This is a genomic window from Streptomyces sp. NPDC003032 (assembly GCF_053591415.1).
The window spans coordinates 170642-191217 of the sequence record NZ_JBSFTT010000004.1; the positions used below are offsets into that span (position 1 = coordinate 170642).

At 70.6% G+C, this 20576-nt stretch carries 16 protein-coding genes; 2 read left to right on the forward strand and 14 right to left on the reverse strand.

All coding sequences use genetic code 11. The annotated features are described in order from the left end of the window. Positions 1 to 4 precede the first annotated feature (4 nt). The 12 genes from ACWDZ7_RS07445 to folC all read right to left on the reverse strand — a co-directional run bounded on the left by ACWDZ7_RS07445 (position 5) and on the right by folC (position 14613). Entirely contained in the window at positions 5 to 1357 is a 1353-nt protein-coding gene (locus ACWDZ7_RS07445) for a hypothetical protein (protein ID WP_451795606.1), read from the reverse strand. Between the two features lie 6 nt (positions 1358 to 1363). Continuing rightward, positions 1364 to 1912, reverse strand: a complete 549-nt coding sequence (locus ACWDZ7_RS07450; protein ID WP_451795607.1) for a GNAT family N-acetyltransferase — start codon at positions 1910 to 1912, stop codon at positions 1364 to 1366. An 18-nt stretch (positions 1913 to 1930) separates the two neighbouring features. Continuing rightward, complete coding sequence (locus ACWDZ7_RS07455; RefSeq protein ID WP_451795608.1) at positions 1931 to 3853, reverse strand: TIGR03960 family B12-binding radical SAM protein; 1923 nt, start codon at positions 3851 to 3853, stop codon at positions 1931 to 1933. A 50-nt stretch (positions 3854 to 3903) separates the two neighbouring features. After that, on the reverse strand, positions 3904 to 5535 hold the full coding sequence (locus tag ACWDZ7_RS07460) for a CYTH and CHAD domain-containing protein (protein WP_451795609.1): 1632 nt from the start codon (positions 5533 to 5535) through the stop codon (positions 3904 to 3906). A 49-nt stretch (positions 5536 to 5584) separates the two neighbouring features. Continuing rightward, positions 5585 to 6781 carry a rod shape-determining protein RodA gene (gene rodA, locus ACWDZ7_RS07465; RefSeq protein ID WP_451795610.1) on the reverse strand — a complete coding sequence of 399 codons (1197 nt, stop codon included), beginning with the start codon at positions 6779 to 6781 and terminating at the stop codon, positions 5585 to 5587. Then, positions 6781 to 8958 carry a penicillin-binding protein 2 gene (gene mrdA, locus ACWDZ7_RS07470; protein ID WP_451795612.1) on the reverse strand — a complete coding sequence of 726 codons (2178 nt, stop codon included), beginning with the start codon at positions 8956 to 8958 and terminating at the stop codon, positions 6781 to 6783. The genes rodA and mrdA overlap by 1 nt, the downstream gene beginning before the upstream one ends. 112 nt (positions 8959 to 9070) lie before the next feature. Further along, a complete protein-coding gene (mreD, locus tag ACWDZ7_RS07475; protein WP_451795614.1) occupies positions 9071 to 9742 on the reverse strand; it encodes a rod shape-determining protein MreD in 672 nt (223 codons plus the stop codon). Between the two features lie 12 nt (positions 9743 to 9754). After that, positions 9755 to 10720 (reverse strand): rod shape-determining protein MreC, encoded by a 966-nt coding sequence (gene mreC, locus ACWDZ7_RS07480; RefSeq protein WP_451795615.1) that lies wholly within the window; start codon positions 10718 to 10720, stop codon positions 9755 to 9757. Between the two features lie 165 nt (positions 10721 to 10885). Next, positions 10886 to 11905: a rod shape-determining protein gene (locus ACWDZ7_RS07485; RefSeq protein ID WP_030362602.1), complete on the reverse strand. Its 1020-nt coding sequence runs from the start codon at positions 11903 to 11905 to the stop codon at positions 10886 to 10888. A gap of 328 nt (positions 11906 to 12233) precedes the next feature. Further along, entirely contained in the window at positions 12234 to 12647 is a 414-nt protein-coding gene (gene ndk, locus ACWDZ7_RS07490; RefSeq protein WP_451795617.1) for a nucleoside-diphosphate kinase, read from the reverse strand. A 71-nt stretch (positions 12648 to 12718) separates the two neighbouring features. Then, a complete protein-coding gene (locus tag ACWDZ7_RS07495) occupies positions 12719 to 13084 on the reverse strand; it encodes a DUF4233 domain-containing protein (protein WP_451795619.1) in 366 nt (121 codons plus the stop codon). 5 nt (positions 13085 to 13089) lie between these two features. Next, a complete protein-coding gene (gene folC, locus ACWDZ7_RS07500) occupies positions 13090 to 14613 on the reverse strand; it encodes a bifunctional tetrahydrofolate synthase/dihydrofolate synthase (RefSeq protein ID WP_451795620.1) in 1524 nt (507 codons plus the stop codon). Positions 14614 to 14756: 143 nt separating this feature from the next. Here folC and ACWDZ7_RS07505 point away from each other — a divergent pair, with 143 nt between their 5' ends. After that, entirely contained in the window at positions 14757 to 15773 is a 1017-nt protein-coding gene (locus tag ACWDZ7_RS07505) for a rod shape-determining protein (RefSeq protein WP_451795621.1), read from the forward strand. A 24-nt stretch (positions 15774 to 15797) separates the two neighbouring features. On the opposite strand, the gene ACWDZ7_RS07510 is transcribed toward ACWDZ7_RS07505, so the two are convergent. Next, positions 15798 to 16958, reverse strand: coding sequence for a sensor histidine kinase (locus tag ACWDZ7_RS07510; RefSeq protein WP_451795623.1), 1161 nt, complete (start codon positions 16956 to 16958; stop codon positions 15798 to 15800). A 135-nt stretch (positions 16959 to 17093) separates the two neighbouring features. On the opposite strand from ACWDZ7_RS07510, the gene ACWDZ7_RS07515 reads away from it, so the two are divergent. Beyond that, positions 17094 to 17750: a hypothetical protein gene (locus ACWDZ7_RS07515; RefSeq protein ID WP_451795625.1), complete on the forward strand. Its 657-nt coding sequence runs from the start codon at positions 17094 to 17096 to the stop codon at positions 17748 to 17750. 108 nt (positions 17751 to 17858) lie between these two features. Here the strand turns inward: ACWDZ7_RS07515 and ACWDZ7_RS07520 are convergent, their stop codons facing one another. Then, positions 17859 to 20483, reverse strand: coding sequence for a valine--tRNA ligase (locus tag ACWDZ7_RS07520; RefSeq protein WP_451795627.1), 2625 nt, complete (start codon positions 20481 to 20483; stop codon positions 17859 to 17861). Positions 20484 to 20576: the final 93 nt, after the last annotated feature.

Here is a 20576-nt window from a genome sequence, read left to right on the forward strand (position 1 = left end):
GTCGTCAGTCCTTCGTGAGTGCGGTCGTACTGCTACCTAGAGTACGTCCCCCGGGCGTGTCAGGTTCCCGCCGGGCCACCGGTACGGGGACGGGCTCCCCCGGCGTCGCCGCCACCGGCACCGGCTGCCTCTGTGCTCCGAACAGCATGCGCCGCACGTCGGCCCGCGCCTGGCGCACGCTCTCGCGTGCGGCGGAGAGGGCCTGCCGGGTGGCGCGGCGGGCCTCCTTGACGGCCTTGGCGGCGGGGCGCCACACCGCGTCGCGGACGACGTGTCCGACGGGTGTGAGGACGGATCGGTACGCCCACCGCACCGGCTCTACGAAGATCCACCGAAGGAGTTCGGCCAGGAAGCGGCCGACGACGAGGGAGATGTGCCCGGCGATGCGCCAGGCGTGTCCGAGCGCGTCGCCGATCTCACGCGCGACGACGGCGACGGCCCGTCCGACGGGCGCGAGGACCCAGCGCCACACGGCGACGGCGGGCGCGACGAAGATCCAGCGGCACAGCGCCGAGACGACGGTCCAGATGCCGCGTGCCAGCCAGTCGACGCCCGCTCCGATGCCGCGCGCGAGCCAGGCGATGCCGTGCCCGATCGGGGTCAGGACGGCCTCGTACAGCCACACCGCCGGGACGACGATCAGGACCCGGCCCAGCCAGGCGAGGGCGATGCCGACCGGCACGACCACGTACCGCCACAGGCCCACCCACGGCCACACGAAGACCGCCTTGAACAGCCAGGTCAGGACGGCGCCGATGCCGCGTCCGGCCGCCGCCGCTCCGGTGCCGACGGCCCGTGCGAGCCAGGCGATGCCATGGCCGATCGGGGTCAGCACGCGCGCGTAGAGCCACGCGGCCGGGATCGCGACGAGGTGGCGCCACAGCCACGCGCAGCCCGCGCCGATGCCGAGCGCCAGGGCTGTGACGCCCCGGCCGATGCCCAGCGCCAGCCAGGCGATGCCGTGCCCGATCGGCGTCAGGACAGCCTCGTACAGCCACACCGCCGGGACGACGATCAGGACCCGGCCCAGCCAGGCGAGGGCGATGCCGACCGGCACGACCACGTACCGCCACAGGCCCACCCACGGCCACACGAAGACCGCTTTGAGCAGCCAGGTGAGGACGGTGCCGATAGCCCGTCCTACCGGGCGCAGGGCCCTGAAGTAGAGGAAGCGGCCGCAGACGGCGAGCGCGTCCCAGACCAGGCGCACCGGCACGACGAATACCAGCACCACGATCCGCACCGGCAGGCGAATGGCGACGGCGAGACAGCCTTCGGCCTGCTCGGGCCGGCGCTCGGCCTGCCCCGGCGGCGGCTGACGCACAGCCTCGTGGGGAGGGCGTTTTTCCAGGTCCATGTCGTCCTAGACGCGTGGGAGTCCGGTTCGGATCCAGTACCGCAGCTTTCCGCCCCGCTCGTCCTCGAATACGCCGCCCGCGGCCTCGATGACCTTGCGTGAACCGGTGTTGTCGGTGTCGCAGGTCACCAGGACGGTTTCCAGGCCGAATCGGGCGGCGTACGGCAGGCAGGCGCGCAGCATCTCGGTGGCGTGGCCCCGGCGGCGCGCGGTGGGGCGGACGTCGTAGCCGATGTGGCCGCCGTACTCGCGCAGGAAACGGGTGTTGATGCTGTGGCGGACGGCGACGCGGCCGAGGTAGTCGGTGCCGTCGACGTACCAGAGAGTCGTGACGGGGACGGCGAGCGGCCCGTCGGTGTGCTCGGCGGCGCGGCGCGTCTCGGCGACGTACCGCTCGAAGACGACGGGGTCGTGCCACTTGTCGCCGTAGTCGCGCAGGGTGCGGCCGAGCGTCGAGTCGTCGTCGGGCCCGCCCCGCCCCTCGGCCCGGAACTCCTCCATCGCGGCGATGTAGGAGCGGTGCACCAGGACGGTGGGCGGGGTGAGTCGAGGCATGTGTCTGTGCCGCTGCCTTTACTTCACGACCGTGAGCGGCAGCAGCTTCTTGCCGGTGGGGCCGATCTGGATGTGCGTGTCCATCTGCGGGCAGACGCCGCAGTCGAAGCACGGCGTCCAGCGGCAGTCCTCGACCTCGGTCTCGTCGAGCGAGTCCTGCCAGTCCTCCCAGAGCCAGTCCTTGTCGAGACCGGAGTCCAGGTGGTCCCAGGGCAGGACCTCTTCGTACGTACGCTCGCGCGTGGTGTACCAGTCGACGTCGACGCCCATCTCGGGCAGCGTCTTGTCGGCGCACCGCATCCAGCGCTCGTAGCTGAAGTGCTCGCGCCAGCCGTCGAAGCGGCCGCCTTCCTCGTAGACGGCGCGGATGACGGCGCCGATGCGGCGGTCGCCGCGCGAGAGGAGGCCCTCGACGATGCCGGGCTTGCCGTCGTGGTAGCGGAAGCCGATCGAGCGGCCGTACTTCTTGTCGCCGCGGATCTTGTCGCGGAGCTTCTCCAGGCGGGCGTCGGTCTCCTCGGCGGAGAGCTGCGGGGCCCACTGGAAGGGGGTGTGCGGCTTGGGGACGAAGCCGCCGATCGACACCGTGCAGCGGATGTCGTTCGCTCCGGAGACCTCGCGGCCCTTCTGGATGACCTTCGTCGCCATGTCGGCGATCTGGAGGACGTCGTCGTCGGTCTCGGTGGGCAGGCCGCACATGAAGTACAGCTTCACCTGGCGCCAGCCGTTGCCGTACGCCGTCGAGACGGTGCGGATGAGGTCTTCCTCGGACACCATCTTGTTGATGACCTTGCGCAGCCGCTCGGAGCCGCCCTCGGGGGCGAAGGTCAGGCCGGACCTGCGGCCGTTCCTGGTCAGCTCGTTGGCGAGGTCGACGTTGAAGGCGTCGACGCGGGTCGAGGGGAGGGACAGGCCGATCTTGTCCTCCTCGTACCGGTCGGCGAGGCCCTTGGCTACGTCGGCGATCTCGCTGTGGTCCGCGGAGGAGAGCGAGAGCAGGCCGACCTCTTCGAAGCCGGTCGCCTTCAGGCCCTTCTCGACCATGTCGCCGATGCCGGTGATGCTTCGCTCCCGCACGGGGCGCGTGATCATGCCGGCCTGGCAGAAACGGCAGCCGCGGGTGCAGCCGCGGAAGATCTCGACGGACATGCGCTCGTGGACGGTCTCCGCGAGCGGGACGAGGGGCTGCTTGGGGTAGGGCCACTCGTCGAGGTCCATGACGGTGTGCTTGGACACCCGCCACGGCACGCCCGACCTGTTGGGTACGACGCGTCCGATCCGCCCGTCGGGGAGGTACTCGACGTCGTAGAACGCCGGGATGTACACGCTGCCCGTCTTCGCGAGGCGGAGCAGCACCTCCTCGCGGCCGCCGGGGCGGCCCTCCGCCTTCCAGGCGCGGATGATCTCGGTCATGTCGAGCACGGCCTGCTCGCCGTCGCCGATGATCGCGGCGTCGATGAAGTCGGCGATCGGCTCGGGGTTGAACGCGGCGTGGCCGCCCGCGAGCACGATCGGGTCCTCGACGGTGCGGTCCTTGGCCTCCAGCGGGATGCCCGCGAGGTCGAGGGCGGTCAGCATGTTGGTGTAGCCCAGCTCGGTGGAGAAGCTGAGCCCGAAGACGTCGAAGGCGCCGACGGGCCGGTGCGAGTCCACGGTGAACTGCGGTACCCCGTGCTCCCGCATCAGGGCCTCCAGGTCCGGCCACACGCTGTACGTGCGCTCGGCGAGGACGCCCGGCCGTTCGTTCAGGACCTCGTAGAGGATCATGACGCCCTGGTTGGGCAGCCCGACCTCGTACGCGTCCGGGTACATGAGCGCCCAGCGGACGTCGCAGGAGTCCCACGGCTTGACGGTGGAGTTCAGCTCACCACCGACGTACTGGATGGGCTTCTGCACATGCGGGAGCAGAGCTTCGAGCTGTGGGAAGACCGATTCAGACATCGTGAACCTTCATGAGCTGGCAGGGATGACCATCCAGCGTACCCCGGCGTTCAGCCGCCGAGCGCCGCCCTCACCTTCCGCCGGGACGCATCGGCCCACACCTGCGGCAGCTCCCGCTCGCGGTCCGCCGCGCTCGCCTCCTCCTGGCCGTACAGGAGGCCCCAGGTGAAGGCGGACTCCCCCGCCAGGTGGGCCTGGACCGCCAGGGCGCGCAGGGCGTCGCGGGCGACCACGCTGTCCTGGTGGTCGCCGAGCACGGTCTGTACGGCTTTCATCCGCTTCGCGAACCGCTCGGCGGGCCCGCCGAGCGCGGGGACGGCCGCCTCGCCCGCGTACCGGGCGCGCTTGGCGGCCTTGCGGGCGGCGTGCATGGCCTGGTCCCGCTCCTCGCCGGAGGACAGCGCGAGGGCGTGCCGGACGCGGGCGGCGAGGCGCGCGTACTCCTTGAGGAGCGCCTTGGGGAGCGCCTTGCCGGGGGGCTCGGAGGCGGCGGGGCGCAGTGGGGGCGCGGCGAGCAGGGCGTCGACGGCGTCCAGGAGCGCGAGGTAGCGCTTGCTCTCAAGGACGGCGACCGTTCTGCCGCGCGAGCCGGTGCGGCGGGCCACGGACCAGACGCGGAGCCGGCCGCGCACCGGGCCCAGGAGGAGGGTCCTCGGCAGCGCGCCGACGCGGGCGGTGAGCCGTTCGGCGAGGACTTCCTGGTCGCGGTCGACGCCCAGCTCCCCGGCGAGCCACTTGAGTTCGTCGCCGACCGCGTCGGTGACCGTCCGGTCGAGGATCTTGCGGTACGACGTGAAGGCGCTGCGCATCCGCCGGGTGGCGACCCGCATCTGGTGCACGGAGTCGGGCAGGTCGCGGCGGACGGCGGGGTCCAGGGAGACGATCGCGTCGCGCTGGGCGCGGAGGTAGGCGACGACGTGGTCGCCGGCGGTTCCGGGTCCGTCCCCGACGGTTTCCCGCACGGCCTCGGCGACGGCCTCGCTCTTCCCGGCCTTCTTTCCGCTCCTGACGGCGCCTTCGGCGGGCCGGTCGGCCTTACGTCCCGTCCGTACCTTCTCCTTGGGCGCGGTCTCCTTGGGCGCGGTCTCCGTCAGCGCCCTGCCCAGCTTCGACGACGAGGAGGAGCGTCGTACGCCCGCCTTCCTCAGCTTCTTCTCGACCTTGTCGAGGAGCGCGGGGTCGCCGCCGTCGGCCAGCTCCACCTCGATCTCGGACCACGCGGCCGTGCCACCGCCCGCGGTGAGCCGCTCGGCCCGTACCGCGTCGATGCTGACCTCCGCGAGCAGCGCGCCCCGCGCGTCGACGAGGTGGCGGAGGTTCCGCGCGGACAAGAGGTGGACGAGGGGGGCGAGTTCGGTCTCGCGGATCCGGGAGCGCACGAGGCCGAGGAGGGCGCGGGGCACCTCGTCGGAGAGCGGCGCGTGGATCTCGTCGCGCACGCCCTCGGCGAGCGACACGGGCAGCTTCAGGTGCCAGCCCTCGTCCGCGCCGCCGGTGCGGCGGCGCAGCGTGATCGAGGCGGCGGCCAGGCGTTCGTCTGGGGTGTCCCAGTAGACGGCGTCCAGTTCGACGACGCCTCTGTCGACGACGTCCCCGACCCCGGCCACGCCGGTCAGGTCGGGCAGCTCCGCGTCCGCCCCGACGTCGTACTTCCGCTCGATCTCGCGCTTCGTCTCCGCCATGAACCGAATCTAGACGTGAAGCACGACGCGGGGCAGGTCATCGGTGGGACTACGCCGACATCGGCCGCTGGACCTTGATCGACTGGAGCAGTCCGACGGCCACCCAGACCGCGAACATCGACGAGCCTCCGTAGCTGACGAAGGGCAGCGGAAGGCCCGCGACCGGCATGATGCCCAGCGTCATCCCGATGTTCTCGAAGGACTGGAACGCGAACCAGGCGATGATGCCGGCGGCGACGATCGTGCCGTACAGCTCGGTCGTCTCGCGGGCGATGCGGCAGGCGCGCCACAGGACGACGCCGAGCAGGACCAGGATCGCGCCCGCGCCCATGAAGCCGAGTTCCTCGCCCGCGACGGTGAAGACGAAGTCGGTCTGCTGCTCGGGGACGAACTGCCCGGTGGTCTGCGAGCCGTTGAACAGGCCCGTGCCGGTCAGGCCGCCCGAGCCGATGGCGATGCGGGCCTGGTTGGTGTTGTAGCCGACGCCCGCCGGGTCGAGCGCGGGGTTGGCGAAGGCCGCGAAGCGGGCGATCTGGTAGTCGTCGAGGACGCCGAGCTGCCATATGGCGACGCCACCGGCGACGCCGGTGCCGAGCAGCCCGAAGACCCAGCGGTTGGAGGCGCCCGAGGCGAGCAGCACGCCGATCACGATCATCGCCATCACCATGACCGAACCGAGGTCGGGCATGAGCAGGACGATCACTATCGGCACGGCGGCCAGGCCGAGGGCCTGCACGACGGTGCGGTGGTCGGGGTGGTCCTTGTCACCCGCGTCCACGCGGGCGGCGAGCAGCATCGCCATGCCCAGGATGATCGTGATCTTCACGAACTCGGAGGGCTGGAGCGAGAAGCCGCCGCCGAGCACGATCCACGCGTGGGCGCCGTTGATGGTCGCGCCGAGCGGGGTGAGCACGAGCAGGACCAGGAAGACGGAGATGCCGTAGAGGATCGGCACGGCCGTGCGCAGTGTGCGGTGGCCGAGCCAGACGGTGCCGATCATCAGGGCGAAGCCGATGCCGGTGTTCAGGAGGTGCTTGAGCGCGAAGGCGTACGGGTCGTCGCCGACCAGCTCGGTGCGGTTGCGGGTCGCCGAGTAGACGAGCGCGGTGCCGATCATGGAGAGCGCGATCGCCGCGAGCAGCATCGGCCAGTCGAGCCGGCGCACTATCGAGTCACGGGCCAGGAGCCGCGACATGTTGGAGCGCTCGGGGCCGTACCCGGAGACGGAGAAGCCACTGCCGGTCATCAGTCCCGCCTCCAGTCGGCCGGGGCGCCGGCCAGCTCCTGCTGCTCGTCCGGCTCCTTGGGTGCCTCGGGCTTGTAGGGCTTGATCTTCGGAGGGTCGATGGAGCCGTCGCTCTCGATCTTCGGCAGGCTCTTCTGCGGCTCGGGCAGGAGCGCCTTCTTCTTGTCCTGCTTGCCGCTGTCGTCGAGGCCGTAGATCGCGTCGTAGATCTTGCGGACGGCGGGTCCGGAGGCGCCGGAGCCCGTGCCGCCCTGGGAGATCGTCATGACGATCGTGTAGTCCTTGGTGTAGGTCGCGAACCACGAGGTGGTCTGCTTGCCGTAGACCTCGGCGGTACCCGTCTTGGCGTGCATCGGGATCTTGTCCTGTGGCCAGTTCTGGAACCGCCAGGCCGCCGTGCCGCGCGTCGCGACGTCCGCGAGGGCACCGTCTATGTCCCTCTGGAGCTGGGCGTCCATGGGCAGCTTGCCGTGCGACCGCGGCTGGATCTCCCGGACCTGCTTGCCGTCGGCGCTGATGATCGCCTTGCCGACGGTGGGGTCGTAGAGGGTGCCGCCGTTGGCGATGGCGGAGTAGATCGTCGCCATCTGTATCGGCGTGACGAGGGTGTCGCCCTGGCCGATGGAGTAGTTGACGGAGTCACCGGCGCGCATCTTCATGCCTTCGAGGCAGTTCTCGTACGCGATGCGCGCGGCGTAGTCGCCGCCGGTCTTCTTGCCCTGCTTGCACCAGGCGTCCTTGTTGGCCTTCCAGTAGTCCTTCTTCCACTTGCGGTCGGGGACGCGGCCGGTGACCTCGTTGGGGAGGTCGATGCCGGTCTCCTTGCCGAGGCCGAACTGGTGAGCGGTCCTGTAGAACCAGTCCTTGGCGTCGGGCCTCGGCTTGTTGCCGCCGTCCCTGGCCCACTGGTCGTGCGAGAGCTTGTAGAAGACGGTGTCGCAGGAGACTTCGAGCGCCTTGCCGAGGGTGATGGCGCCGTGGCCCTTGGACTCGAAGTTCTTGAAGGTCTGGCCGCCGATCGAGTACGAGCTGGGGCACGGGTAGAGGGCGTTGAAGTCGTAGCCCGCGTTCACGGCGGCGGTCGTCGGGATGACCTTGAAGATCGAGCCGGGGGCCGCCTGGCCCTGGATGGCGCGGTTCAGCAGCGGGTAGTTGGACTTCTTGCCGGTGAGCTGGGCGTAGTCCTTGCCGGAGATGCCGCCGACCCAGGCGTTCGGGTCGTACGTCGGGTTGGAGGCCATGGAGACGACGCGGCCGGTCTTGTTCTCCATGACGACGACGGCGCCCGCGTCGGCCTTGTAGTTCTCGCCGGTGTTCTTGTCGAACTCCTCGCGGGCCTTCTTCATCGCGTCGTTCAGCCAGTACTCGGAGACGGCCTGGACACGCGCGTCGATGCTGGTGACGACGTTCGCCCCGGGCTCGGCCTCGTCGGACCTGGCCTTGCCGATGACGCGGCCGAGGTTGTCGACCTCGTAGCGGGTCACGCCCGCCTTGCCGCGCAGCTGCTTGTCGTACGTCCGTTCAAGACCGGAGCGGCCCACCTGGTCGGAGCGGAGGAACGGGGAGTCGGTGTCCTTGGCCTTGTCGATCTCGTCGTCGGTGACGGGCGAGAGGTAGCCGAGGACCTGCGCGGTGTTGGAGTTGCCGGGCGCGGGATAGCGGCGTACGGCGGTGGGTTCGGCGGTGATGCCGGGGAAGTCCTCGGAGCGCTCGCGGATCTGGAGGGCCTGCTTGGGCGTGGCCTCGTCGGTGATCGGGATGGGCTGGTAGGGCGAGCCGTTCCAGCAGGGCTGCGGGGTCTTGGCGTCGCAGAGGCGGACCTTGTCGGTGACGTCCTTGGGGTCCATGGCGAGGACGTCGGCGAGCTTGGCGAGGACCGCCTTGCCGTCGTCCTTCATCTTCATCAGGTCGGTGCGGGACGCGGAGACGACCAGGCGCGTGTGGTTGTCGGCGATCGGCACACCGCGGGCGTCCAGGATCGAGCCGCGCACGGCGGGCTGGACGACCTGCTGGACGTGGTTGCCGGAGGCTTCCTCCGCGTACTCGTCGCCGTTGCGGATCTGGAGGTACCAGAGGCGGCCGCCGAGGGTGAGCAGGAGGGAGACGACGAGGATCTGGATGACGATGAGGCGGATCTGGACGCGGGGGGTGCGCCCGGTCTCCGGAATGTTGGTCACTTCTCCCCTCCCCTGATACGTCCTTCGATACGTACTTCGGCGCGGCCGGTGCTACGTACTTCGGCGCGGCCGGTGCTACGTCCTTCGGGGCCGCCGGCGAAGTGGTTCGCCCTCACAGGCGCTTGACCCCCTTGATGCGTCCGGCGCGCGCGACGCGCGCCTTGGCCGCCTTGGCGCGCAGGCCGCCGCGCTGGCTGCCGATGCTCAGTCCGGTGCCCGAGGCGAGCCAGCCGGAGGAGACGTCGGTGGCCTTGTTGGCCGGGGTGCCCTCCCCCAGCGGGTCGTTCTCGGCGCGTCTGGCGAGCGCGATGATCAGCGGCACCGTGAAGGGCGCGAGCAGCAGGTCGTAGAGCGCGGCGGTGAAGAGCAGCCCGCCTAGGCCCACATGGCGTGCGGCGGTGTCGCCGACGAGGGCGCCCACACCCGCGTACAGCAGCGTCGAGCCGATGGCCGCCCCGACGACCACGACGAGCGGACCGGTGGCGGAGCGCAGCCGGCCGCCGTCGGGTTTGGCCAGGCCCGCGAGGTAGCCGACGACGCAGAGCACCAGCGCGTACCGTCCGGCGGCGTGGTCGGCGGGCGGGGCCAGGTCGGAGAGGAGGCCCGCGCCGAAGCCGATGAGGGCTCCGCCGACGTGGCCGTAGACCAGGGCGAGGCCGAGGACGGTGAGCAGCACCAGGTCCGGTACGGCGCCCGGCAGTTGGAGCCGGGCCAGGACGCTGACCTGGATGACCAGGGCGACGACGACCAGGGTGGCGGAGAGCAGGATTCGGTTGAAGCGCATGGGTCCGGTCTCCTACTGCTCGTCGCCGTTGACCGCGCCGTCGGCCGCGCCGTCGGCCGGGGGCTGTCCCGACGGGGTGGCCGTGACGGTCACCGTCGGGGTCGGCTTGGGCTTCTCGGGCTTCTTCGGCAGGACCGTGTCGCGCGGGTCCTTGCGGGGCGCCTCGACGACGACGCCGACGATGTCGAGCTTGGTGAACCCCGCGTACGGCCTGACGTAGATGTTGCGGGTGAGGTCACCGCCCGAGGGGTCGACGCGGACGACTTCGCCGACGGGTACGCCGGGCACGAACGGCCTGTCCTGCTGCGAGCCGAAGGTGACCAGGCGGTCGCCCTTCTTGACCTTGGCCTTGCCGTTGAGCAGCTGGACGGAGAGCGGACGGTCGCCCTGGCCGGTGGCGAAGCCCAGCTCGTCGGTCTTCTCCATGCGGGTGCCGACGGTGAAGTCGGGGTCGTTGGCGAGCAGCACGGTCGCGGTGTTCGGGCCGACCGTGGTGACGCGGCCGACGAGCCCTTCGCTGTTGAGGACGGTCATGTCGCGCTTGATTCCGTCGTTCGCGCCGACGTCGATGGTGACGGTCCAGGAGAAGCCCTGGGCCGCTCCTATGCCGATGACCTCGGCGCCCTTGATGCCGTACTGCCCCGCGCCCGCCGTCTTCAGCATGCCGTCGAGCTGGCGTACGCGGCTGCGGTTGCGGTCGTCGCTGCCGAGCTTCGCCTTCAACACGGCGTTCTGCCGCTCCAGTTCGGCGATGCGGTCGTGGCGGTCGCCGGAGTCACGGACCGCGCCGATGGCGTTGCCGATCGGGTCGACGGCGGAGGACATCCCCTCCTCGACCGGACCGAAGACGGTGGCGGCGGCCTGGCGGGCACCGTCGACCGGCGAGTCCTCACCACCGCGGATGTCCACCGTGATCAAAGCGAACGCGATGGCGATCAGCAGCACCAGGAGCAGCCGGCTCTCTCGTGTGTCCCTCACGTGCGGCGGCGTGCCTTCCTCAATCGGATTCCGTGGAATCTGCGCGTTCCACGGGGTTCTGGGGAATTCTTCTGCGTTGCCGGAATTCTTCTGTTCTCGCCTCTATATCAACGATCCGCCGCACGAGGTGGCAGGCACTCGTACGGCGGATGTTCTCGCGTCAGATCATCTGCGCGGCTGGGCGTCCAGCACCTGCTGCAACGCCTCGAACTCCTCGACACACTTTCCGGAGCCGAGCGCCACGCTGTCCAGCGGGTCCTCGGCGATGTGGATCGGCATACCGGTCTCGCGGCGCAGCCGCTCGTCGAGGCCGCGCAGCAGGGCGCCGCCGCCGGTCAGGACGATGCCGCGGTCCATCACGTCGCCCGACAGCTCGGGCGGGCACTTGTCCAGGGTGGTCTTGACCGCGTCGACGATCGCGTTGACCGGCTCCTCGATGGCCTTGCGGACCTCGGCGGCGGAGATGACGACGGTCTTGGGCAGCCCGGAGACCAGGTCCCGGCCGCGGATCTCGGTGTGCTCGTCGGCGTCCATGTCGTACGCCGAACCGATGGTGATCTTGATCTGCTCGGCCGTGCGCTCACCGAGGAGGAGGGAGTACTCCTTCTTGATGTGCTGGATGATCGCGTTGTCCAGTTCGTCGCCCGCGACGCGGATGGACTGTGCCGTGACGATTCCGCCGAGCGAGATGACGGCGACCTCGGTGGTGCCGCCGCCGATGTCGACCACCATGTTGCCCGTGGCCTCGTGGACCGGCAGGCCGGAGCCGATGGCGGCGGCCATGGGCTCCTCGATGATGTGCACCTGACGCGCGCCGGCCTGCGAGGAGGCCTCGATGACGGCGCGGCGCTCCACGCCGGTGATGCCGGACGGCACGCAGACGACCACGCGCGGGCGGGCGAGATAGCGCCGCTTGTGGATCTTCAGGATGAAGTAGCGGAGCATGCGCTCGGTGATCTCGAAGTCGGCGATGACGCCGTCCTTCAGCGGGCGTACCGCGACGATGTTGCCGGGCGTGCGCCCGATCATCTTCTTGGCTTCGGCGCCGACCGCGAGGATGCCACCGGTGTTGGTGTTGATCGCGACGACGGACGGCTCGTTGAGAACGATCCCCCGACCCCTGACGTACACCAGCGTGTTGGCGGTCCCGAGGTCGACAGCCATGTCACGGCCGATGAACGACATGTTGTTCCCCATGAGGATGCGTCTGGCCTTCCCTATTGGAGCTTGTGATGGCTTTTTAGGTAGGCGAGGTGGGTGCTGAGTGGCAGTGGAGGCTTCCATCGTAGTCTCGGCCGTGCGAACTCGGCGCGAGGGTCTTCGCCATTGTCAGCAGATGATGTACCGCCCCGCTCTTGGAGACGTGCCATCGGAGGCACGGGTTCCCCCAATTGGGGCGCATATGCCAATGGACGGCCGGATATCTCCGGCCGTCCAGGTCAGGGCAGTGCATGACTAACGCATCGTCAGAAAGTCGCGCGTGGTGCGCGTGGGACGCGGCGCGCGTGGGGCGTTACGCCACGCCCGGGAAGAAGATCTTCAGTTCGCGCTCGGCGGACTCCTCGGAGTCCGAGGCGTGGATCAGATTCTCCCGCACGATCGTGCCGAAGTCACCCCGGATGGAGCCCGGCGCCGCGGCGATCGGGTCGGTCGGACCGGCCAGCGCGCGCACACCCTCGATGACCCGCTCGCCCTCGACGACGAGCGCGACGACCGGACCGGACGACATGAAGGCGACCAGCGGCTCGTAGAACGGCTTGCCCTTGTGCTCGCCGTAGTGCTGCTCCAGAATCTCCTGGTCCAGCGAACGCAGCTCCAGCGCGGAGATCGCCCAGCCCGCCTTGCGCTCGATGCGGCCGATGATCTCCCCGATCAGGCCACGACGGACGGCGTCGGGCTTCAGCAGGACGAGGGTGCGCTGGCTCATGTGCGGCTCCAAGAGGTGTTCTTACGATCGCTGCGATCACGTGGGGACGGGCCGCACGATACCGGGGGCGGCTACGCCGCGTTACCTCCGGCCTCCGCCTGCCCCTCCGCCATCGCCGCGAACCTGGCCTTCGCCTCGTCGATCTGCCGCCCGAAGTGGACCGAAGCCCACCACAGGCCCGCGAAGACCGCGCCCAGGAAGAACATCATCGGCACCACGAAGCCGCTCGCGAGCAGCGCGATCTGGAGGGCCCAGCCCAGCTGCACCCCACCGGGCCGGGTGATCACACCGCACAGCAGCACGCACAGCAACATCGCGACACCGCTGACCGTCCAGACAGTGCCCATGGAAAGGTCGGGGTCCTTCATGGCGACCAGACCGGCGAAGCCGATGACGAAGAACTCACCGATCAGCGTCGAAGCGCAGAGCGTACGCACAGGAGTCAGCCCCTCCCCAGAAGCAGTCGGGCCTCGCCGACCGTGATGACGGAACCGGTGACCAGAACGCCGCCGCCCGAGAACTCGCCCTCTTCCTCGGCGAGGGTGATCGCGGCCTCCAGCGCGTCCGGCAGGCGCGGCTCGACCTGGACGCGGTCGTCGCCGAAGACCTCGACGGCGATCGCGGCCAGCTCGTCCGCGCCCATCGCGCGGTGGCTGGTGTTCTGTGTGATGACGACCTCGGCGAAGATCGGCTCGAAGGCTTCGAGCAGCCCCCTCATGTCCTTGCCTTCGCTCGCGCCGACCACACCGATGAGATTGCTGAAGTCGAAGGCCTCGCCGATCGCGGCGGCGGCGGCGCGGGCGCCCGCGGGGTTGTGCGCGGCGTCCAGGACGACGGTGGGCGAGCGGCGCACGACCTCGAGACGGCCCGGCGACGCGACCGAGGCGAACGCCTTGCGGATCACGTCGATGTCCAGCGGGCGCGCGTGCTGCGAGCCGATGCCGAAGAACGCCTCCACGGCGGCGAGCGCCACCGCGGCGTTGTGCGCCTGGTGCTCGCCGTGCAGGGGCAGGAAGACCTCCTCGTACTCCCCGCCGAGCCCGCGCAGCGTCATGAGCTGGCCGCCGACCGCGACGTGACGGGCCACCACACCGAACTCCAGGCCCTCGCGGGCGACCGTCGCGTCGACCTCGACGGCCTTCTTCAGGAGCACCTGCGCGGCGTCCACCGGCTGCTGAGCCATGATCACCGTCGCGTCCGGCTTGATGATGCCGGCCTTCTCCGTGGCGATCTCGCCGGGCGTGGAGCCCAGGCGGTCCGTGTGGTCCAGGTCGATGGGGGTGACGACGGCGACGGAGCCGTCGATCACGTTCGTCGCGTCCCAGCTGCCGCCCATGCCGACCTCGACGACGGCCACGTCCACGGGGGCGTCCGCGAAGGCCGCGTACGCCATGCCGGTGAGGACCTCGAAGAACGAGAGCCTGTACTCCTGCCGGGCGTCGACCATCTCCACGTACGGCTTGATGTCGTTGTACGTCTCCACGAAGCGCTCGGCCTCGATGGGGGCGCCGTCCAGACTGATCCGCTCGGTGATCGACTGGACGTGGGGCGAGGTGTACCGCCCCGTGCGCAGGTCGAAGGCGGAGAGCAGGGCCTCGATCATGCGGGCCGTGGACGTCTTGCCGTTCGTCCCCGTGATGTGGATCGAGGGGTACGCGCGCTGGGGCTCGCCCAGGACGTCCATCAGCGCGGCGATACGGCTGACGGACGGCTCCAGCTTCGTCTCGCCCCAGCGGCCCGCGAGCTCCGTCTCGACCTCGCGCAGCGCCTTGTCCACCTCCGGATCGGTGGGACGGGCGGGGATGTCGCCCTGCGGCGGACCCGCCTGGGTGCGCAGGGTGCGGCTGCCCGCCTCGATCACCGCGAGGTCGGGGTCCCGGTCGGTCTCGGCGCCGACGATCTCCTCGAAGGTGTCGCCGTCGGCGGGGTGGTCGGCGTGCTCGTCGTGCGGGGGGAGGTCACTCACGTACGTCAGTCTACGGAGCCGCACCGACACTCGGCGTCCCGACCTGTCGGTCGGGCCCGCGACACCTCGTCGGGACTTTCGGCCCGTCCGATTCGGGACCTTGGTCCCTCCGCTTCCCCGGGGCGCCCGGCAGACTTGCGATCATGGACATAGGTATCGATCTCGGCACTGCGAACACCCTCCTCTACGTGCGCGGCAAGGGCATCGTGCTCAACGAGCCGTCCGTCGTCGCCGTGCGGGCGGACAGGGGAGGCAAGGGCGGGGTGCTCGCCGTGGGCACGGAGGCCAAGGAGACGATCGGGCGCACGCCCGGGTCCATCACCGCCATCCGTCCGCTGCGGGACGGCGTGATCAGCGACTACGAAGCCGCCGAGGAGATGATCCGGCACTTCGTCCGCAAGGCCGTGCCCGGGCGGCGGCCCCGCATCCGCATGGTCGTGTGCGTACCGAGCGGCGTCACGCCCGTCGAGCGGCGCGCCATCGTGCACGCCTCGCAGCGGGCCGGGGCGCGGGCCGTCCACCTCATCGAGGAGCCGATGGCCGCCGCGATCGGGGCGGGCCTTCCGGTCGCCGAGCCCCGCGGGTCGATGGTCGTCGACATCGGGGGCGGCACCACAGAGGTCGCCGTCATCTCGCTGGGCGGAATCGTCACGGCCCAGTCACTGCGGGTCGGCGGCGACCGCCTCGACATCGCGATCACCGATTTCGTACGCAAGGAGCACTCGCTCCTCATCGGCGAGCGCACCGCCGAGGACATCAAGGTCGCGATCGGCTCCGCGTGGCCCGTGCCGGGACAGGAGGAGTTCGAGGGGCGGACGTTCACCGTGCGGGGGCGCGAGAAGGTGGGCGGGCTGCCGAAGACCGTGGATCTGACGGTGCGGGAGGTCCGGGGCGCTCTCGACGAGCCCGTCGAGCACATCATCGCGGCGGTGAAGACGACTCTGGAGGAGTGCCCGCCGGAGCTGTCCGGCGACATCATGGAGCACGGGATCGTGCTGACGGGCGGCGGTGCGCTGCTCCCCGGCCTCGACCTGCGGATCGCCTCCGGCACCGGGATCCCGGTGTTCGTGGCCGAGGATCCGCTGGACAGTGTGGCGCTGGGGTGCGGGAAGTGTGTGGAGGACTTCGACGGGCTGGAGAGGGTCATGTCGGCGGCGTAGGCGCCTGTGGTCTTCGAACCTCCCTCAGGACAGCTCGCCCGCCGGAAGGCACGCCAGGACCTCATACGTGCCGTCCATCGGCCCCGCCGTGAACCCGCCGCCCACCGCCCGGATCCGCTCGGCCATCCCCGTGGTGCCCATGCCCGCCGAGACCGGCGCAGCCGCGGGCGCCGCCGCAGGCAGGGCATTGCGGACCGCGATGCGAAGACGGCCGTCCGCCACGTCCACCCGTACGGTGACCCGCTCCCCCGGCGCGTGCTTCGCCGCGTTCGTCAGACACTCCTGGACCACGCGGTGGACGGCCGCCTGTCGCAGCGGCGAGAGCCGATGGGCCGCGGGGTCGACCAGGAGCTCCACGGGGCTCCCCGCGCGCCCGCTGCGCTCGGCGAGGGAGGGCAGCGCGTCGAGGCCGGGCGTCGGCGCGCCGTCCGTACCGCGCTGGACGATGATCTCGTTCAGCATGCGGTGCGCGCTGCGCGCCGTCTCCGACAGCTCCTCGAAGCCGTCCGTGAAGGGCCCGCCCGTGGCCCGGCGCGCGAGCACCTGGGAGCGCACGCTCAGCAGCGTCAACTCGCGGCCGACGAAGTCGTGCACGTCACGCGCGATGCGGGCCCGCTCCCGCTGGACGGCGTGCAGCGTGGCCGTCTCCGCGCGCTGCGCCTCCAGGGCGCGGACCAGGTCCTGCCGGTTCGCGGCGACGCCGACCCCCGCCGCGAGCACGCCGATCGGCACGACGAGGCTCAGGAACTCGCTCAGCGTCTCGCCCCGGTGGGGCGGCCAGCCGGGCAGCAGGAACATCCCGTAGGCGAACGCGACATAGCCGACGACGCCGAACGTGCCCGCCCGGCGCCCGCGGTAGCGGCCCAGTGAGTACAGCGCGAACTGCGCCAGCGTCAGCTCGTGCAGCCAGCCGAGCAGCAACAGCGCGACGCCGTACGGCAGCCAGGGCGCCGCGCGGCGCAGCAGCAGGGAGGCGGCGCCCGCCGTCAGGACGAGGGCGGCCGTCGGGCCGTTGAGGGAGTTGTCCGCCGCCGCGAGGCCCGGCACGTCCAGGCTCATCAGCGCCAGCGCGCTCAGCGCTGTCAGGAGGTCCAGGGCGGCGGTCGCCTTGGCCCAGCGCCCGGCGAGGCGACGGCCGGTGGCCGCCGCCTGGCGTATCGCCTGGGCGGCGGGGCGGTCGTGCATGCTCTCCATCATCCAAGGTCTTTAGACCCGGTTCATCAGACTTATGGCCCTGATTTGGTGATTTGCGGCACGGGCTCGCACGGGCTCGCGGCGCGGCTGACGGGCCCCGGCCTGTACCGGGGGTCAGATCTGACCATGTGGTATGCCCAGAATTCCGCCCGGCGGACCCATCAGCTCGCCGGTGACGCCGCGGTCCTCCTGTGGACCGCGCTGTGGGCCGGCGCCGCCGCCATCGCGTACCGGCTGACCTGTCTGCTCGCCCTGCCCCGCGCCCTCCAGGAACACAGGGCGCCGCTGCCGCTGGTCGGCGGGCGCGTCGACACGGCGCTGCGGCGCGTGGCGGACGCCGTCGACGCCATGGACCCGGTGGCCGTGCGCACGGCGGTGGTGTTGGGCGCCGTCGCCCTGTTCGTCGTACCCGTCGGTCTGGTCGTGGCCGTCTGGCTGCCGCGCCGGCTCCGCTGGATCCGCCAGGCGGGCGCGGCGCGGGACCTCGCCGCCTCCGACGACGGCCGCGACCTGCTGGCCCTGCGTTCGCTGCTCAGGCCCCTGGACGAGGTGGCCGCGACCGCCTCGGAGATCCCCGGCTCGACGCCGGGCAGCCTCGCCTGGGGCTGGCGGCACGGCGACCCGGAGATCCTGGACGCCCTGGCGGGCACGGAGCTGGAGCGGCTCGGCCTTGAGCCCCCGGCCCCGCGGGACGGCCCGGTCGAGTTCTTCGGGCCGGTCGACCTCATCGCGCCCGCCGGGCCCGCCGACGAGCGGGCCCGCGACACCCGCCCCCTAGCCTGAGCCTCGCCTCGCCTGACCTCCGTACGACCTCGTACGACCTCGTACGACGAAGGCTCCCGCGACCGCGTGCCGGTCCGGGAGCCTTCGGTATGAGTGTGACCGAGGGGCTTACGCCGCCGGCAGCGCCTCCAACTGCGCCGTCAGCCGGGCGATGTCGGCCTCCGCCTTGGTGAGGCGGCCGCGGATCTTGTCCACGACCTGGTCGGGCGCCTTCGCCAGGAACGCCTCGTTGCCGAGCTTCGCCTCCGCCTGTGCCTTCTCCTTCTCGGCGGCGGCGAGGTCCTTGGCCAGGCGCTTGCGCTCGGCGGCCACGTCGATCGTGCCGGACAGGTCGAGCGCGACCGTGGCGCCCGAGACCGGCAGCGTCGCCGTCGCCGTGAAGGCGTCGCCCTCCGGCTGGAGGCGCAGCAGCTGACGGATCGCGGCCTCGTGCGGGGCGAGCGCCGTGCCGTCCAGGGTGAGGCGGGCCGGGACCTTCTGGCCCGGCTGGAGGCCCTGGTCGGCGCGGAAGCGGCGGACCTCCGTGATGACCTGCTGGAGGGTCTCGATCTCCTGCTCCGCGGCGGTGTCGCGGAAGCCGCTGTCGACCGGCCAGTCGGCGATGACGATCGACTCGCGGCCGGTCAGCGCCGTCCAGAGCGTCTCCGTCACGAACGGGACGATCGGGTGGAGGAGGCGCAGGGTGACGTCGAGGACCTCACCCAGGACGCGGGCCGAGACCTTCGCGCCGTCGCCGCCCGCCATGAACGTCGTCTTGGACAGCTCGACGTACCAGTCGAAGACCTCGTCCCACGCGAAGTGGAAGAGGGCGTCGGAGAGCTTGGCGAACTGGAAGTCGTCGTAGAGCGCGTCGACGTCGGCGACCGTCGCGTTCAGCCGGGACAGGACCCAGCGGTCGGTGGCGGACAGCTGCTCGACCGGGGGCAGCTCGCCCTCGATCGTGGCGCCGTTCATCATCGCGAAGCGCGTGGCGTTCCAGATCTTGTTGGCGAAGTTGCGCGAGCCCTGGACCCAGTCCTCGCCGATCGGCACGTCCGTGCCCGGGTTGGCGCCGCGGGCGAGCGTGAAGCGCAGGGCGTCGGAGCCGTACTTGTCCATCCAGTCCAGCGGGTTGACGGCGTTCCCGAAGGACTTCGACATCTTCTTGCCGAACTGGTCGCGGACCATGCCGTGCAGCACGATCGTGTGGAACGGCGGGGTGCCGTCCATCGCGTACAGGCCGAACATCATCATCCGGGCGACCCAGAAGAAGAGGATGTCGTAGCCGGTGACCAGGACGGAGTTCGGATAGAACTTCTCGAGGCTCTCGGTCTGCTCGGGCCAGCCGAGGGTGGAGAACGGCCACAGGCCGGAGGAGAACCACGTGTCGAGGACGTCGGTGTCCTGCGTCCAGCCCTCGCCCGTCGGGGCCTCGTCGTCCGGGCCCACGCAGACGACCTCGCCGTTCGGGCCGTACCAGACCGGGATGCGGTGGCCCCACCACAGCTGGCGCGAGATGCACCAGTCGTGGAGGTTGTCGACCCAGTCGAAGTAGCGCTTCTCCATCTCCTGCGGGTGGATCCTGACCTTGCCGTCGCGGACCGCGTCGCCGGCGGCCTTGGCGAGGGGGCCGACCTTGACCCACCACTGCATCGACAGACGCGGCTCGATGGTGGTCTTGCAGCGCGAGCAGTGGCCGACGGAGTGCGCGTAGGGGCGCTTCTCGGCGACGATGCGGCCCTCGGCGCGCAGGGCGCCGACGATGGCGGAGCGGGCCTCCAGGCGGTCCAGGCCCTGGAAGGGGCCGTGCGCGGTGATGACGGCGTGCTCGTCCATGACCGCGAGGTTCGGCAGGCCGTGGCGCCGGCCGATCTCGAAGTCGTTCGGGTCGTGCGCCGGGGTCACCTTGACGGCGCCGGTGCCGAACTCGGGGTCGACGTGCTCGTCCGCGACGACCGGGATCGTGCGGTCGGTCAGCGGCAGCTTGATCTGCTTGCCGACGAGGTGCTTGTACCGCTCGTCCTCGGGGTGGACCGCGACGGCGGTGTCACCGAGCATCGTCTCGGCGCGGGTGGTGGCGACGACGAGCGTCTCGTCCCCCTCGCCGTACGTGATCGACACCAGCTCGCCGTCGTCGTCCTGGTACTCGACCTCGATGTCGGAGATCGCCGTCAGACAGCGCGGGCACCAGTTGATGATGCGCTCGGCGCGGTAGATCAGCTCGTCGTCGTAGAGCTTCTTGAAGATGGTCTGGACGGCCTGCGAGAGGCCCTCGTCCATGGTGAAGCGCTCACGGGACCAGTCGACGCCTTCGCCGAGGCGGCGCATCTGGCCGGAGATCTGGCCGCCGGACTCGTTCTTCCACTGCCAGACGCGCTCGATGAACTGCTCGCGTCCCAGGTCGTGGCGGGACTTGCCCTCCTTGGCGAGCTCGCGCTCGACCACGTTCTGCGTGGCGATGCCGGCGTGGTCCATGCCCGGCTGCCAGAGCGTCTCGAAGCCCTGCATGCGCTTGCGCCGGGTGAGGGCGTCGATGAGCGTGTGCTCGAAGGCGTGGCCCAGGTGCAGGGAGCCCGTCACGTTCGGCGGCGGGATGACGACGGTGTACGGCGGCTTCTCGCTCTTCTCGTCGGCGGCGAAGTAGCCCCGTTCCACCCAGCGCTCGTACAGCGGCCCCTCTACCTCGGCCGGCGCGTACTGGGTCGGCAGTTCGGGAGTGGTCGCTGGAGGCTGCTGCTGAGCGTTGTCGGTCACGCGGTCAGTTTAGAGGGGTCGCGGAGCGGTCCCGAAACCGGAATGTTCGATATCGCTTGCCGTCCGGGGCTCCACGGGCTCCGTACGTCGTTC